15 protein-coding genes are annotated in these 14,864 nt (G+C 59.6%); 4 read left to right on the top strand and 11 right to left on the bottom strand.

What is annotated here, in order from left to right:
- From O8B93_RS23915 to O8B93_RS23885, 7 genes are all read right to left on the bottom strand, one after another.
- Positions 1-1,272, bottom strand: a 1,272-nt coding sequence (locus O8B93_RS23915; protein WP_269712318.1) for a HAMP domain-containing protein, incomplete at its 3' end; no start/stop codon positions are given.
- Positions 1,273-1,714: 442 nt separating this feature from the next.
- Positions 1,715-2,917, bottom strand: coding sequence for an MFS transporter (locus tag O8B93_RS23910; RefSeq protein ID WP_269712317.1), 1,203 nt, complete (start codon positions 2,915-2,917; stop codon positions 1,715-1,717).
- Between the two features lie 138 nt (positions 2,918-3,055).
- Positions 3,056-3,970: a homocysteine S-methyltransferase family protein gene (locus O8B93_RS23905; RefSeq protein WP_269712316.1), complete on the bottom strand. Its 915-nt coding sequence runs from the start codon at positions 3,968-3,970 to the stop codon at positions 3,056-3,058.
- A gap of 20 nt (positions 3,971-3,990) precedes the next feature.
- The gene (locus O8B93_RS23900) at positions 3,991-4,680 is read right to left on the bottom strand and encodes an ABC transporter permease (RefSeq protein ID WP_269712315.1); all 690 of its coding nucleotides are present in this window, start codon (positions 4,678-4,680) and stop codon (positions 3,991-3,993) included.
- Between the two features lie 11 nt (positions 4,681-4,691).
- Positions 4,692-5,414, bottom strand: a complete 723-nt coding sequence (locus O8B93_RS23895) for an ABC transporter permease (RefSeq protein ID WP_269712314.1) — start codon at positions 5,412-5,414, stop codon at positions 4,692-4,694.
- Between the two features lie 19 nt (positions 5,415-5,433).
- Entirely contained in the window at positions 5,434-6,204 is a 771-nt protein-coding gene (locus O8B93_RS23890) for a transporter substrate-binding domain-containing protein (protein ID WP_269712313.1), read from the bottom strand.
- 41 nt (positions 6,205-6,245) lie between these two features.
- Complete coding sequence (locus O8B93_RS23885) at positions 6,246-7,025, bottom strand: ABC transporter ATP-binding protein (protein ID WP_269712312.1); 780 nt, start codon at positions 7,023-7,025, stop codon at positions 6,246-6,248.
- A gap of 772 nt (positions 7,026-7,797) precedes the next feature.
- Between O8B93_RS23885 and O8B93_RS23880 the strand changes: the two genes are divergently transcribed.
- Positions 7,798-8,865: a GNAT family N-acetyltransferase gene (locus O8B93_RS23880; RefSeq protein WP_269712323.1), complete on the top strand. Its 1,068-nt coding sequence runs from the start codon at positions 7,798-7,800 to the stop codon at positions 8,863-8,865.
- 56 nt (positions 8,866-8,921) lie between these two features.
- Here the strand turns inward: O8B93_RS23880 and uppG are convergent, their stop codons facing one another.
- On the bottom strand, positions 8,922-10,001 hold the full coding sequence (uppG, locus tag O8B93_RS23875; RefSeq protein WP_269712322.1) for a polysaccharide biosynthesis glycosyltransferase UppG: 1,080 nt from the start codon (positions 9,999-10,001) through the stop codon (positions 8,922-8,924).
- Positions 10,002-10,003: 2 nt separating this feature from the next.
- Positions 10,004-11,071 (bottom strand): polysaccharide biosynthesis UDP-hexose transferase UppI, encoded by a 1,068-nt coding sequence (uppI, locus tag O8B93_RS23870; RefSeq protein ID WP_269712311.1) that lies wholly within the window; start codon positions 11,069-11,071, stop codon positions 10,004-10,006.
- 212 nt (positions 11,072-11,283) lie between these two features.
- Here uppI and uppH point away from each other — a divergent pair, with 212 nt between their 5' ends.
- On the top strand, positions 11,284-12,195 hold the full coding sequence (uppH, locus tag O8B93_RS23865) for a polysaccharide biosynthesis endo-1,4-beta-xylanase UppH (protein ID WP_269712310.1): 912 nt from the start codon (positions 11,284-11,286) through the stop codon (positions 12,193-12,195).
- An 8-nt stretch (positions 12,196-12,203) separates the two neighbouring features.
- Positions 12,204-13,148, top strand: coding sequence for a polysaccharide biosynthesis UDP-hexose transferase UppJ (uppJ, locus tag O8B93_RS23860; protein WP_269712309.1), 945 nt, complete (start codon positions 12,204-12,206; stop codon positions 13,146-13,148).
- 24 nt (positions 13,149-13,172) lie between these two features.
- Here the strand turns inward: uppJ and O8B93_RS23855 are convergent, their stop codons facing one another.
- Entirely contained in the window at positions 13,173-13,421 is a 249-nt protein-coding gene (locus O8B93_RS23855; protein ID WP_269712308.1) for a hypothetical protein, read from the bottom strand.
- A 176-nt stretch (positions 13,422-13,597) separates the two neighbouring features.
- Positions 13,598-14,398: a polysaccharide biosynthesis UDP-hexose transferase UppL gene (gene uppL, locus O8B93_RS23850; RefSeq protein ID WP_269712321.1), complete on the bottom strand. Its 801-nt coding sequence runs from the start codon at positions 14,396-14,398 to the stop codon at positions 13,598-13,600.
- Positions 14,399-14,644: 246 nt separating this feature from the next.
- Between uppL and O8B93_RS23845 the strand changes: the two genes are divergently transcribed.
- Positions 14,645-14,854, top strand: coding sequence for a hypothetical protein (locus O8B93_RS23845; protein WP_269712307.1), 210 nt, complete (start codon positions 14,645-14,647; stop codon positions 14,852-14,854).
- The last annotated feature ends 10 nt before the right edge of the window (positions 14,855-14,864 follow it).

Here is a 14,864-nt window from a genome sequence, read left to right as displayed (position 1 = left end):
GGCGCGGCGCACCACTTCGCCGGATTGTTCGGCACCCGCCTTGGCGCGGCTGACGATCTGCCCCGCCTCCTGCGCACGCTTGGTGGAATCCCGCACGGTCGTGGTGATTTCCTCCAGAGCCGCAGCGGTTTCCTCCACGGCAGCGGCCTGCTGTTCGGTGCGCTTGGCCAGATCGTCGGCAGCCGACTTGATCTCGTTTGCGCCTGCGCCGATGCCGCCGGCATTCTGCGCAACCCGGGTCAATGCCGATTGCAGCTTCTCTGCCGACATGTTGAAGTCGTTGCGCACACCGTCGAGTGTCGCCGTGAACGGCTGGTCGATGCGATAGGAGACATCGCCGTCGGAAAGCTTCGAAAGACCGGTCGCGAGATTGTCGACGGCAAATTTGACGTCTGCCGCTTCCCTTGCCTTCTGCTGCTCGCGTTCGATACGGTCTTTCTCCGACATCGACCGATTGGCTTCCGTTTCCTGCTCGAGACGGATGCGCTCGATGGCGTTCTCGCGGAACACCTGAACCGCGACCGCCATCTGGCCAACTTCGTCCTTCCGGTCCATGCCGTCGATCTCAGCCGCCGTCTCGCCGCCGGCAAGCGACGCCATGCGCTCACGCAACCGCGCAATCGGTGTGGTGATGCCACGCGAAGCAACGAAAAGTGCGAGGATGATGCCGACTGCAAAAGCGGCACCCACCACGATGAGCGAGGTCAGGATGGTCGAATTGGTTTGGTCTGTCAGATCGTCGCTGCCCTTGACCACCCCTTTGGCAAGCTTGTCCAGCAACGTCGTTATGGTGACCGACGTGATCTGAATCGAGGCGTCCGCCTTGATGAGTTGCGCCGCAGATTCCGCATTCTTGTTGGCCATTCCAAGCTCGACGGCCTTGTCGGTGATTTGCGCGATGGACTGAGATTGCGCAATCAAGACGTCAACAGCGGCGCGCTCCTCCGGAAATACGGCCTTGACGTTGCCGAGCCGCTCCAGAAGCTCGCGTTTGCTGTCACTATAGGCCCGCTTGGCGAGGTTGATTTCCGCCGCATTCGCGTCATAGGCCATGACCTGATACGCGCCATAACCGAGAGCGACGAGATTACGGTTTGCCCGCGCAAGCTCCACCAGCGCAGCGTTGTCGCTGGCGATGAAATCGGAATAGAGCGTGTCGGCTTCCTTGTAGCGTGTGGCCATGAAGGTGGCGGCGGCAAGACCGACGATGCAGAGCGGCAAAATGAGCGACAGGATTTTGGTGCGGATACTGGCATTGTGAAGAAAGGACACGGGAAGCTCCTGAAATGGACACCGCTCCTTTCCCGTGCCGGAGGTGTTCGGCAAAAATGACATTGCACGTCGAAAGCCTTCATCATCAAGGCTTCATCAGCCGGATCATCGGCTCTGATCGTAACCTGCATCATGCACCTGCCCGCAACGGGTGATGCCTGCCCCCCTGAAATTTCGGCAGGTCCCTGTTCCGGTGGTCCAGCAACTCCCCCCCAACAGGCGGAAACGCTAGACCGCGACTTGAAGAAGAACGAGAAACAGTAATTTATAATATTCTTCTATTTGCTTTACTATAAAACAATTATACTTGAAAACTTTATAATTCCTTTATGTCGCGAGGACCGCGACATGCTGGAGTGCCGAAGCCGGACCGGGCTCTTTAACATCGGCCTGAACGGTTTGCGGCGGTCTCAGCGACATGCCTCCACCGCCACATTATGCTTCACCCGCCTCGGATAAGAGGCTGCTCTTTCCGTATCACGGTGCGGCGCCGAAAAACCGTGGCAATGGCGGCAAGTCCGGCCATGACGGCGAAGACCACGGCGATATCACGATAGGTCGTGGCGAAACCGAACCGGGCAATCCATGGCTGGCTTGCCAGCGGCGATATGAAATGCCCGAGAAACATCGAAGCCGTGACGATGCCGGCGATACGCCCGCGCAGCCGCAGCGGCGCAAGCATGATCGTCGTGGACATGATGGACGGCATCACGGCGCCGAGACCAGCCCCCACCACGGCCAGCGCCGACAGCATCGAGACCAGACCGCCTGCCGTGGCAAGCAGCGCAAAGCCCGTGGCCATCAGCACCAGTCCGGCCGCCAGAATGACGGTCACGCCAATCCGCGCCCGCAACCGCCCGAAGCTGAGCGCCATCAGTGCGCCGGCCAGATTGAAGATGCCGATGGCATATCCGGCAACGCTTCCGGAAAAAACCCCGAGCTCCCGCAGGAAGAACGGCAATTGCGAGGGGATGGTGTAAAACAGGGCATTGACGAGAAACACCGCCATGGCCAGCACCGCCACCAGCAACCAATTGACCGCAAGCACCTGCTCGTCGCTATGCGTGGCGCGGTTGCTGTTCCTTGCCGGTTCTCTGAGAAAAAACAGGGCCGCCGGCAGGATGAGCAGCGCCACGGCATACACAGCAAAAGGCGCGCGCCAGTGGATATCCGCGAGCCATCCACCCGCCACCACGAAAACGACGCCGCCGAGCTGGGTGAAGGCCTGTTGCAGGCCAAGATATCGCTCCCGCGCCGGCCCCTCGAAATAATCGCCCACCAGCGCCGTGCCGATGGTCATGATGCCGCCGATCGCAAGCCCCAGAAAGGCGCGGCCGACGAGCAGGCCGGCCAGACTGTCGGCAAAAAGGCCGGATATGCCGGACAGGCTGTAAAGCAGGATCGCGCCGAGCAGCAGCCGCTTGCGGCCGAAACGGTCCGCCAGCACGCCGGCGACGGGCGCGCAGAGCGCCACGAACACCGATGGCAATGTCAGCACCATGCGGCTCATGATCTCAACATCAGGTGTTGACAGGAAGCTCTGTTCTATGGCGGGCAACGAGGGCGCGACCGTGGTGCCGGCCATGATAGTGAGCGTGGCGACGAACAGCAGCGTGAGCTTCAGCGCCAGGGATTTGTCGGTCATGGAACGTCCTTCGATAGTGTTCCATGCTCTGATAATTCCTCAACTATGGTTGAGGTCAATAGCGGTGGACAAAAAAACGGCGAGCCTTTCGGCCCGCCGCCATCATTCCCGGTGTTGGCGCGAAAGCCGCCCGCTATCTCAGGCTGCGTTGCGCCGCAAGGCCGTCGCCACGGTGTGGATATGGGCAGCACCGATACCGCAGCAGCCGCCGATCATGGTTGCGCCAGCATCCGCCCAGGAGCAGGCGAAACGCGAATAAACATCGTCGGTCAGGTCGGTGCGGGTGCCGTGCAGGCCTTCATTGGCGGCGGAATCGCCCTGTTCGCCTTCGAAGGCATTGGCATAAACGCCGATCTCGAGCGACACGCCCTTGTCCGCGAAGACGGCGGAGGCGGTTTCAACGGCAGCTTTCATGATTTCCGGCTTGCTGCAGTTGAACAGCAGGGCGGCCGCACCCGATTGCGCCGCCCATTCGGCGGCAGCCTTCACCGTTTCGCCTGACCGTAGCGCCGGTTCGCTTCCGGCGACCGCAGCCGCGTCATCGTTGAGCGTGAAGGAAACCCAGAATGGTTTGCCGGTTGCGGCAACGGCCTGGCGCACCGCTTCGCCCTCGGCGATCAGGCTCAGCGTTTCGCCGAGCCAGACATCGACAGAAGGAGCGAGATTGTCGACCAGCACCTTGAGATAGTCCTGCACCCGCGTGGCGTCGAAATTCTGCGGCTCATAGGAGCCGAAGATCGGCGGTAGCGAGCCGGCAACCAGCACCTTGCGGCCGGAAGCGTCCGCGGCCTCGCGCGCCAACCGGCCGGAAAGGGCGGTCAGCGACGCGCCATCCTTCTGAAAACGCTCCTCGCCGATGTGGAACGGCACCAGCGCATAGGAATTGGTGGTGACGACATCGGCACCGGCCTCGATGAATTCCGCATGCACCTGCCGCACGATATCGGGGGAATTGATGAGCGCCAGCGCCGACCATTCCGGCTGTTTCAGCTCGGCGCCGAGCCGCTGCAATTCGCGGCTCATGCCGCCGTCGAGGATACGGATAGTGCCCATGTTCATACTCCTTGAACGATTTACCGCCGGACCGGCACCTGCCGTTCGACAATGCCGAAACAGCGGGCGATGATGGCGGTGAGAATGAGGTAAAAAACGGTGACGACGATTAGCGGCTCATAGACCAGAAGCGTGTCCTGCCGCACCTTGTAGGCGACGGCGTAGAGGTCCATCACAGTGACCGTGAAGGCAAGCGGCGTGGCTTTGAGCTGCATCACCACCTCACCGGCAATGGTCGGCAGCGCGATGCGGATCGCACGCGGCAGCCAGATGCGGCGAATGAGGGTGAAGCGGCCCATGCCGAAAGCCCGGCCCGCCTCCAGCTCGCCCTTCGGCACCGCCAGAAGCGCGCCGCGCAGCACCTCGGCCTCATAGGCCGCGTAATTCAGCGTGAAGCTGACGGCGGCGAAGAAGAAGCCCTCGCGCAGCACCGGCCACATGAAGCTTTGGCGCAGGCCGGGGATCATCGGCAGAAACGAACCGACACCGTAATAAAGCAGCCAGAGCTGGATCAAAAGCGGCGTGCCGCGAAAAAAGGTGCAATAGCCGCGCGCCAGAATTTTCGTCACCCGCCCGCCGCTGACCTGCGCAAAGGCAAGCCCGATGGCCAGCACGAAACCGATGCTGACGGAGATGACGAGCAGCGCCAGCGTCTGCCAGGCGCCGGACAGAAGCAGCGGCCAATATTTGGCGACCCATGAAAAATCCATGCCGTTCCCCCTCAGGCCAACGCCGGCTGGCCGCGCCGCACCCGGCGTTCCAGTAGTGAAAAGACGAGGTTGGAGACGAGCGTGATGGCGAGATAAAGAAACGCCGCCGCAAGGAAGAACAGGAAATATTGCTTGGTGCTGGCCCCCGCCAAACGTGTCGCCAGCGCCAGTTCCTGATAACCGACGACGGCCACCAGCGCGCTGTCCTTGGTCACCGCAAGCCAGAGATTGGCAAGGCCCGGCAGCGCATTCGGCAGCAATGCCGGCAGGACCACACGGCGGAAACGCAGGAACGGCGACATGCCGAAGGCCCGCGCCGCCTCGATCTGGCCGTTCGGCACGGCAAGAATCGCGCCGCGCAGCACCTCGGTCATATAGGCGCCCTGTACGAAACCCAGAACCGCAACGGCGGCAACAAAACCGTTCACCTCAAGCGGCGGCAGGCCCGCAAGCTGCAACAGCCGGTTCAAACCGTCCGTGCCGGCATAATAAAGCCCGACGATGAGGATCAGTTCGGGAACGGCGCGGATCGCCGTGGTGTAGAAGTTGAGCAACAGGCCGAGCGGCCTGTTGCCAGAAAGCTTGCCGAGCGCGCCGGCAAGCCCGATGACGATGCCGATAAAATAAGCACCGGCGGAAATGGCAAGCGTCGACGCCGCACCCTTCAAAAGGGTGCCGCCCCATCCCGGAGGATAGGGTGACAAAAGCTGCAGCGTGGTTTCAAGGCTTGCCATTGATGTGACCGGTCAGGGCTTATTTGCCGTAAATATCGAAGCTGAAGTACTTCTTGGTGATCTCGTCGTATTTCCCGCTGGCGCGGACGGCGGCGAGAGCAGCGTTCAGCTTGTTCTTCAGTTCCGTATCGTCCTTGCGCAGGCCACCGGAAACGCCGAGACCGAGGATTTCCTTGTCGTCAGCCACATTGCCCATGTCGGCGCAGCAATCCTTGCCGGCATCGCTCTTCACGAAGGCATCGAGAACCAGCGAGTCGCCGAAGACATAGTCGATACGGCCGGCGGCCAGATCCTGAAACGCCTCGTCCAGCGTCTGGTAGGTCTTTTCGTCAGCAACAGCGGCGAAATATTTCTTGTAATATTCGGACTGGATGGTCGCGACCTGAATGCCGATGGTCTTGCCCTTCACGTCTTCCGGCGCAGCACCGGGCTTGCCATCCTTGGCGCCGATCAGCTTGCTCGGCGTGTTGTAATATTTGTTTGTGAAATCGATCACTTTCTGGCGCTCTTCCGTATTCGACATGGACGACCAGATGACATCGAACTTCTTCGTCTGCAGCGCCGGGATGAGGCCATCCCAGGAAAGCTCGACGATCGAGCATTTTTCCTTCATTTCCGCGCAGACGGCGTCCATGAGATCGATTTCCCAGCCCTGCCACTTGCCACTGGCATCCTTGGCGAAGAAGGGCGGGTAGGATTCATTCATGATGCCGAAGCGGACATCGGCGCTGGCGGTGAAGGCGGAAACCGCAAATGCCGTTCCGGCAAGCAGCGTGGCGAAGAATTTCATTTAAAGTCTCTCCTGTTAAAACGGACTGTCAGGTAAAAAGGTCAATTGGCCAGCGCGCCGGTAAATTCCCGGCAGCGGGCGCTGGTGGGATTGCCGAACACCTGTGCCGGCGGCCCCGCTTCCTCCACCCGGCCCTGATGCAGAAACACGACCTCTGAGGAAACATCGCGTGCAAAGCGCATTTCGTGGGTGACGAGCAGCATGGTGCGGCCTTCCTCGGCCAGATCGCGAATGACCTTCAGCACTTCGCCCACCAGTTCCGGGTCAAGCGCCGAGGTGGGTTCGTCAAACAGCATCACCGCCGGTTCCATGCAGAGCGCGCGCGCAATGGCAGCGCGCTGCTGCTGCCCGCCGGACAGAAAGGCAGGATAGGCGTTTTTCTTGTCATAGAGGCCGACCTTGTTCAGCAGGGCTTCGGCCTTTTCGAGCGCTTCATGCCGTCTGACACCCAGAACATGAACGGGCGCCTCGATGACGTTTTCGAGAACGGTGCGATGGGCCCAAAGATTGAAATTCTGGAACACCATGCCAAGCCCGGTGCGCAGTTTTTCCACCTGCCGCCAGCTTTTCGGCACGGCCTTGCCATCCCTGCCGGCCTTCGTGGCGATCTCCTCGCCATTGACGACGACCCGGCCGCGATCCGGCGTTTCGAGAAAGTTGATGCAGCGCAGGAAGGTGCTCTTGCCGGAACCGGACGAGCCGATAATCGATATGACATCGCCCTTGTGCGCTTTCAGCGAAACGCCCTTCAAAACTTCATGCGTGCCGAAGCTCTTGTGGATGTCATCCGCCTCGAGCGCACAGGCGCCTTTATCTGTCATCTCTTGACCTAGCCGATCCGTTCTTTAGTGCCGGCCACGCCAATATCACGGGTTTCGCGGTGAGACATGCACAATAACAAAGACTTGTGCCGCGCATGTTTAGCGAAAATTGGTGCAAACGCGCGCAACAATCGGCTCTTTTACATATTTGCAACGAAAAATCATTTCAAAATTCATCTGAAGCGGATTACCGGCGAAGCCTGTTGCGCAAGCAGCGCCGGAGGACCATCCCCGGTTCAGGGCGCGACAATTGCAGGAAGCCGCCAGCATTGAAACGCGTGCTTCGAATAGCCGGTAATACGGGTCTCCTGCGCAATCCCATTCTTTAGTTATTCATGATGCACGGGAAAATAGCACAGCGATTATTCGCCGCCGCCGTAAGCAATCAAAATCGGCAGCGAAAGACCAAGACCTTCATTTCCGAAAAATAAACTTCAAAACCCGGAAGGGTCGATCAAATATGTACCATATTTCATCCTTTGGTTGCTCATTTAAATATAATTTGTTAACCTACAGCGCAGCATGCCATATCCCGTAATGGACTGAGATAAAAGCATTTTATTTTCTCACGGCGCATCACGAACGGCTCGTTTCACGGGTTTTATATCTATATTAAGAAGTTCAAATATACGCTGCCTATGGTTGATTTAGTCAATGCGCAAAAAGCTGGAGGCCAACGGTGGACGTTCAGATACACGCCAATATTGGCGATGGCGACAGCGGTCAGTCGACACAACGCCCGGTTCAGCTGAGCGCAACCGGCATTCGCCCCATGCGCAGGGATGACCTCCCCGCCGTCGAGACCGTGCTCAACAGCGCTTTCAAGAAGACCGGGCAGGAGCGCAACTTCGACTTCCGCTCCTATATCGAAAGACTGTTCTTCGGCAGCCCCGCCTTCAGCCCGGAAAACGGCAGCGTCGTCTACGACACAGGCGACAGGGTCACGAGCGTCATCCTCGCCATACCCATGCGTTTCATCGTCCATGGAAAAACCATTACCGCAAGGCTGCTATGCGCCTTCGCATCGGACGGGAAACTCGGCGCACTCGGAGCAGCACGTCTGTCGCGCGGCATGCGGGCATCGAAACACGACATGCTGTTCTCGGATACGGCCTCCCCCGTCAGCGCCGATCACTGGGTGGCGATCGGCGGTAATATGCTGCCGATCGAAAGCCTGCAATGGCACAAGGCGCTCAAGCCCTTCTGCACGATCGCGCTGCGCATGCCACGCCGTTCGAAGCTGGCCAAAACCACGCTTGCCCTAGCGACGCTTGGGTTCGTGGATGGCATATTGCGGCGCTGGAAGAAGGGTTTAAGACCGCACGAGGTGGCCGGTGCCAGGGTGAGAGCCGTGGATTGCGAAACCTTCCGCCGCGAAGCGCTCGCAAAGATCGAGCGTTTTTCCATTCGCCCGGAATGGTCCCATGAGGAGTTCCATTGGCTGGTGGAGATGAGCAGGGCCAATGAAAGCCTCGGCGAACTGAAAAGCCTGTTGATCGAGAATGCCGAAGGCCATGTCATGGGCGCCGCGCTGTTTTTCGGCCAGCGGGGACGGACGGCCTATGTGCTCAATCTCGTCTGTGACGCCGGTCGTGAAAATGATGTTCTCAACACCCTGTTCTGCCATTTCGATGACGAGAATTATGCCCACATCACCGGCATGTCGCAGCCCTTTCTCATCAACGCGCTTTATCGCCAGAACCATATGAGCTTCCGCCACGACGGCTATTTCTGCATGGCCACCCGCGATGACGCGCTGAGGGAAAAGGCGCTGGCCGGCGACATCTATATTGGCGGGCTGTGCTCGGAAAGCTGGAGCAAGCTCATCACCGACTATTGAGGCCCGTGCCGCTATACACCTGCCCGAGCACCGCAACGGGACACGGGCGCGGCACTTCAAGCCCTGGTGAAACGCCCGACATTGGCCGAGATGAGATGGCGTAGCGCTTTCGCGTAGCGTTTGGAACGCGTCTTGGCCGCCAGCGCGCTTTCCCAGTCCACCATCGATCCATTGATATCGAAATCGCCGAGCTGGCCTTCGGGAATATCGCCCTTTTCGATGCGCTCGACGATCGAGGGGAGCGCCGCGTAGAATTCCGGCGAACGATAGGGTGGATGCAGCGAATACATGCCCTTGCCCGTGCCGAGAAAATCGAGCCGGTGAACGCCGCTGCGCATCATGTTGGTGCTCAGCACTTCCTCGGCAGGCATGGAGACCGGCTGCTGGTTATAGGCATAGGAGCGGATGCGCCGTTTGACATCGGGCCGCAGCAGTTCCAGCGAGCCGATCCGCTTGGCGAAACGCTCCATGTCGATCATGAAAAGCCGGGTGGAAACGGTGGCGAAACGCCAGGTGGGAATGCGCGACGGAAGCTTGCGCGGCTCGGGGATGTTCTTCACGCCCGGCATACCGACATGGCGGGAAATATCGAGATCGCCGCGAACCGTCGGCGGCCCGGAAAAGGGCGTGATGCACAGCGCATCCGGATTGGCCTTCTGCAGCGCGATCGCCTCGCTGAACCAACTCTGGCTGCCGCCGCCGAACATCATATCGCTGTCCATATGCAGCACGTAGCGGGCATTGGCGCGTTTCAGACCGTAGAAATAAACGTGGAACGGCCCACCATCAAAAGCCTTGGCGGGATAGGGGATCGGCGAGCGCGAAAAGAAGGTCTGCGTTACCGCGCTGCGCGCCGCATCGCTGTAATCGACGATATCCACATAGAGATGCGGATAGTTGATCTGCATCTCGTCCAGCATATCGAAGAGACGCTGACGCGCTGAATCGAAACCGTTGCCCTTGTACCGGCCGGCCCCCACTTGCCCCGTATCGACCGTCAGGAGGATGCGGTCCACCTGCCCGCCCCAGACCCTGAGCTGATGCGGCAGGGTGAGGGCCGCATGCGGAGCATCGAAGGGATGGAGGTTGATTTGCAGCGCCTTTTTTACGGGAGGAAGCGGCATTTCAGCATTCATAGTCATGCACCACGGTTCCGGAATTCATTGATGACGGCCATCATGGGTTTTTCGTTGAAACTCCAGTCGAGCGGCAGCGGTCGGTTGGCGGTTCCGTCGCGGCGCGGATAGGCCCAGCGGATCCAGCTGTATTGATCCGAAATGCCCCATGTCGTGATGGAAGAAAGCGGTCCACCTGCCGAAGCTGCTTCGAGAAACGCGCGGACCTGGCCGGTGATCAGCATGTCGCGCTCGGCCTCCGGTGTGGGCAGCGTCTGGTCCATCACGTCAAGCTCCGTCACCATGACGGCAAGACCGTAACTCCGCATTTCCGTCGTGAAGGCGGCAAGCTCGTCCTTGGCGATCGGCCAGCCGCCGCGCAAATGCCCCTGCAGGCCAACGGCGTTGATCGGCGCGCCCTTTTCGAGCAGCTCGAGGATGAGATTGCGGAAGGCCGCACGTTTGGCCGGCGATTTTTCGGACGCAAATTCCACGTCATATTCGTTGAGAACGAGCTGTGCCTTCGGATCGACCGCATGGGCGATGTCGAAGGCCTTCTTGATGGCGTCAGGCCCGGCGCCGTAATACCACGCATCGCGCCGCGCGCGCACATTGGCAGGCACGTCGGGGATCGGTTCATTGACCACATCCCAGCTGTGGATCACATCCTTGTATCGCTCCATCACGGTGACGATATGGGTTTCCATCAGCTTCTCGACCTTGGCGCCGCTGACACTGGCAAGCCATGGCGCGTTGGAGGCATACCAGATCAGCGGATGGCCATGCATGGAAAGCTTGTGCTGACGCGCGAAATTCGCGAGTGCATCCGCGGCGGCGAAATCGAACACCTCTGCCGAAGGCCGCATCACCTCCCATTTCATTTCGGTGACCGGGGTAATGCGGGAGCAATATTTCACCACCGCTTCGCCGATGCGGCTGTCTGCGGTGAGATCCGGCAGGTATATGGCGGCGCCATAAGGAGCGGTTTTGATCGTGGCTTTTTTCTGCGCGGCAAAGGCCGGGCCGGCCACGGCATGCCACAGGCCAGCGCTTGCCGCACCACCCAGAAAATTCCGCCGCCCGATCCGCATCAACCCGCCTCCGCAACCCCAGCGCATCGGCATCCGAAGGGACGCACCGCGCTCTTATTCTCAAAACATAACATTCCAATCATGCCAAAAGGATATTAAAGATTTGCAAGGTTAACCGACGCTATACCACGTCATAATTGGTGAGGCTCGCTTAATGCGGTAGTAACTTCACTGTGAGAATGCTTGGCTCGCCCCCCATGGAGTTGAAAAGCTTGGTCTCCGTTTCGATTGTCATTCCCGTTCGCAATGGCGAGCGTTACATCGTGGAAGCGATCGAAAGCGTGTTGCTCCAGGGCGGGACCATCCGCGAAGTGCTTGTCGTCGATGACGGCTCCACCGACGCCACCGCGCGGAAGGTGGAAGGGTTTTCCGATCCCCGCGTCAAATTGCTGGCCCGGCCGCAAGGGCGGCAGGGTGTTTCCGCCGTGCGCAATTTCGGCCTGTCGCAGGCGCGCGGCGAGTGGACGATGTTTCTCGATGCCGATGATCGTCTGAAACCGGGCGCCATCGCAGCGCTGTGCGCCGGCATCTCCGGCCCTGACGTCGTCGCTGTCTACGGTGATTATGAGCGTATCGACGAAAACGGCACAAAGATCGGCCGGCGCAACCTCATTCGCCGCCGGGAAAAGCCTGACGGTTTCATTCTCCAGCCGCTGCTCGGCGGAAATTTCATCGTCAATGGCGGCATCATGCTGGTCAGAACCCGCATCTTTCAGGATTTCGGCGGTTTCGACGAGACCTTGCGTTATGCAGAAGACTGGTATGGCTGGTGTCGGCTAGCCGCGGCCGGTCGTTTCGTCTATCTGCCCGGCTGCCATGTGCTCGATTACCGGGTGCACAGGACAAGCGTGATGATGAACAGGCTCCTGACCTTCCGCGATTGCGAACCGGCCATCGAAGCCGTGTTTTCCGATCCCGCCATCGTCGCCGCCATTTCCCCGCAGGAACTGCGGCGGCTGCGCCACCGGTCCGAAAACCACATGAATGCCTATACCGTGGCGCAGGCCTTCCGCGCCCGCCGCTACCGCGAGGCGTTTTCGGCGCTTGCCGATACCATACTCAACCGCCCGCGCCAGAGCCTCAGGGCCGTGGTCTTTTCCGCCGCCGCACTGGCCGGAATTTAGGAGTTTCCATGCCCGAGATCATGCCGGAAGCGGTGGTTTGCATTCCAAGTTTCCGCCGACCGGAAGGGCTGCAAAAGACGCTTGCATCGCTTGCAGCCCAGAAGGTCGATTTTCCCTTCGCTGTCGTCGTGGTCGATAATGATGGCGCGGGCCAGCAGGGCCTTGCCGTCGCGCGCGCATTTTTCGCACAACACAACATGGCCGGTCAGGCACTGGTAGAGCCGACGCAGGGCAATTGTTACGCCATCAACACCGCCTTCCGCACCGCCAGGCAGACTTATCCTTCGGCTGAGTGGTTCCTGATGATCGATGACGACGAGGCCGCCGCCCCCGTCTGGCTTGCCGAAATGGTGTCGGCGGCAAAATCCTTCGGCGTCGATATCGTCGGCGGACCCGTCAACCGCGAATTCGACGCCCCTGCTTCGAAGGCGGTCCTGTCGCATCCGCTGTTCGGCTCCATCGAAGCGCCGACCGGCCTTGTCGAGCAAATCCACGGATCGGGCAATTGCCTGATCTCGCGTCGGGTGTTCGAAAGCCTGCCGAAACCGGAATTCGACGTGCAGTTCAACTTTCTCGGCGGCGGCGACATGGATTTCTTCACCCGCTGCCGCAAGGCCGGCTTTAAGTTTGCCTGGAATGCCCGCGCCGTCATCATCGAATATGTGCCGGAAAGCCGGATGGCGCCGCGCTGGATCATGGAGCGCTCGCTTCGCACCGGCATCATCAATTACAGCATCGACCGCGCCCGCCGCCCCGGCCTGAAGGGCGGACTGCTGCTTACCGCCAAAAATGCCATCAGCCTGTGCCTGTCTCTGGGTCGCGCCGTTTCCGCCGGGCTGAAAACCGGTGCATTGCTGCCCGCCACACATCCGCCACTCATGTCCATCGGTCGGGTGATGGCAAGCCTCGGCATCACGCTGACGCCCTACAAGGCGCCGGCGAAGAAGAGCTGAACCCCAATCGTTCTCATAGCTGGTCTAGCTGAGGGTCTTTTCCCTGCCAAACGACAGCATGTTCAGACGCCGTTTCTGCAAACCGAGTGACGAAAAGGCAGTCGCGAGAACGAGGAGCGGCACCAGCAGCGGCCAGAAGAAACACAGGACAATGCCGGTCACCCGGTAAAAATCCCAATTCTTGTCGCGGCGGGCACCTTCAATATAGGTCATGGCGAGAGAGGTGGCGGTGCCAATTCCATATATGAAAAGAGAAATGGACGTAATCACCATGGGTGTCCCCAAAATATCTCTGATTCGAATAAATTTCTAATATTGGGACAGTGTAGCGCGGTCCTTCGCAGTTGCAACGAATTTCAGCGGCAAAGCCCGTTCGCTCAATAAGTTAGGGAAAGCTGATTAACTGACGCGATGCAATATGCCTGCCGCGCAAGAGGCTTGCCGCAGCTTTACCGGCCCTGACCCGACGCCCCGAAGCGATACTTCAGCAGCGAATATATCGCGATCGGATTGGTCAGCAGGTACCGCTTTCCCAGACGCTTCGGCTCAAGCATCGCCCGGTAGAGCCATTCCAGCCCCATATCCTGCATCCATTGCGGTGCGCGGCTGTTCTTCCCGGCAAGGAAATCGAAAAGCCCGCCACAGGTCTTGATCACGGCAATGCCGGAAAGCCTGTCGAGATTGCGCGAAACGAAACGCTGCTCCAGCGGAATGCCGAAGCCGACCCAGAGAATATCCGTTTTCGAAGCGGCGATATCGGCAAGGACTGCGTCTTCCTCGGCGCGGCTGAAATAACCGTTGCGCCGTCCCGAAAATATGAGACGCGGATAAAGCCTTTGCATTTCTTCGACCGCCGCGCGGTTCACCTCTTCCGAACCGCCGAGGAAATAAAACCGGCTGCCCGTTTCTTCGGCGCGCCTGGCCACCGCGTGAACGAGGTCCGTCGTCGCGACCCGTTCCCTCAGCGCCTGCCGGCAGAATTTTCGGGAGAAGATCACCAGCGACATGCCATCGGCGTGAATCTGGTCCGCCTGCCGCAGCATGGCGTCGAATTCCCGATCGTGATGGCAGAGCGCAATGACCTGGCCGTTCGCCGAGGTCGAATAAAACGGTCTTGCACCGGCCACGCGCTCGCTTCCCGCACGCAGGATGAAATCCCGCGCCGTTTCATCGATGGTCGCGTCAGTGATGGGCAACGCCGCAAGGGGAATAACCGGCCAGACCTGGCCCGGCCCTCCCATATCCGGCATCTCTCTCCCTGTCATGATCTGTCCGGTGTCCAAGATAGGCATCGTTTCATTGTTATATTCACGCTTATGCTTAGGGTATAAGGCTTCAGACACTACGAAGAACTATCATTAATATTTTTATAAATCCCCGCATGTCGCAGGCATTTTACACGCCTGAAGGTTGTGCGCCACTCCTGTCGCCTATTCCGGTTTCCCCGCCGATGGGCTAAAGGGACCACGACATCAAACCACGGAAAGGTCTTCGCCATGGAAACAGTATCGATCGATAATCGCGGCGATTTCGGCCTCTGGGCGATAGAACGGGCCAAGGAAATCGTTGCCAACGAAGCCTCCGATCTGGCCATTTCGGTGCGCGACGGCGACGAGACCGGTATTCGCGATGCGGGCAATGCGCTGGGCGCCGCCATCGCCGCCGCTCTGCTCGAAGTTTATGACGGCCTTATCTCGGAAGAATAAGCCCGGCAGG

The organism is Martinezella rhizogenes (assembly GCF_027460065.1).
GTDB lineage: Bacteria > Pseudomonadota > Alphaproteobacteria > Rhizobiales > Rhizobiaceae > Agrobacterium > Agrobacterium rhizogenes_C.
Note: the sequence above shows the minus strand (reverse complement) of the source record. Positions and strands in the feature narration are given on the sequence as shown.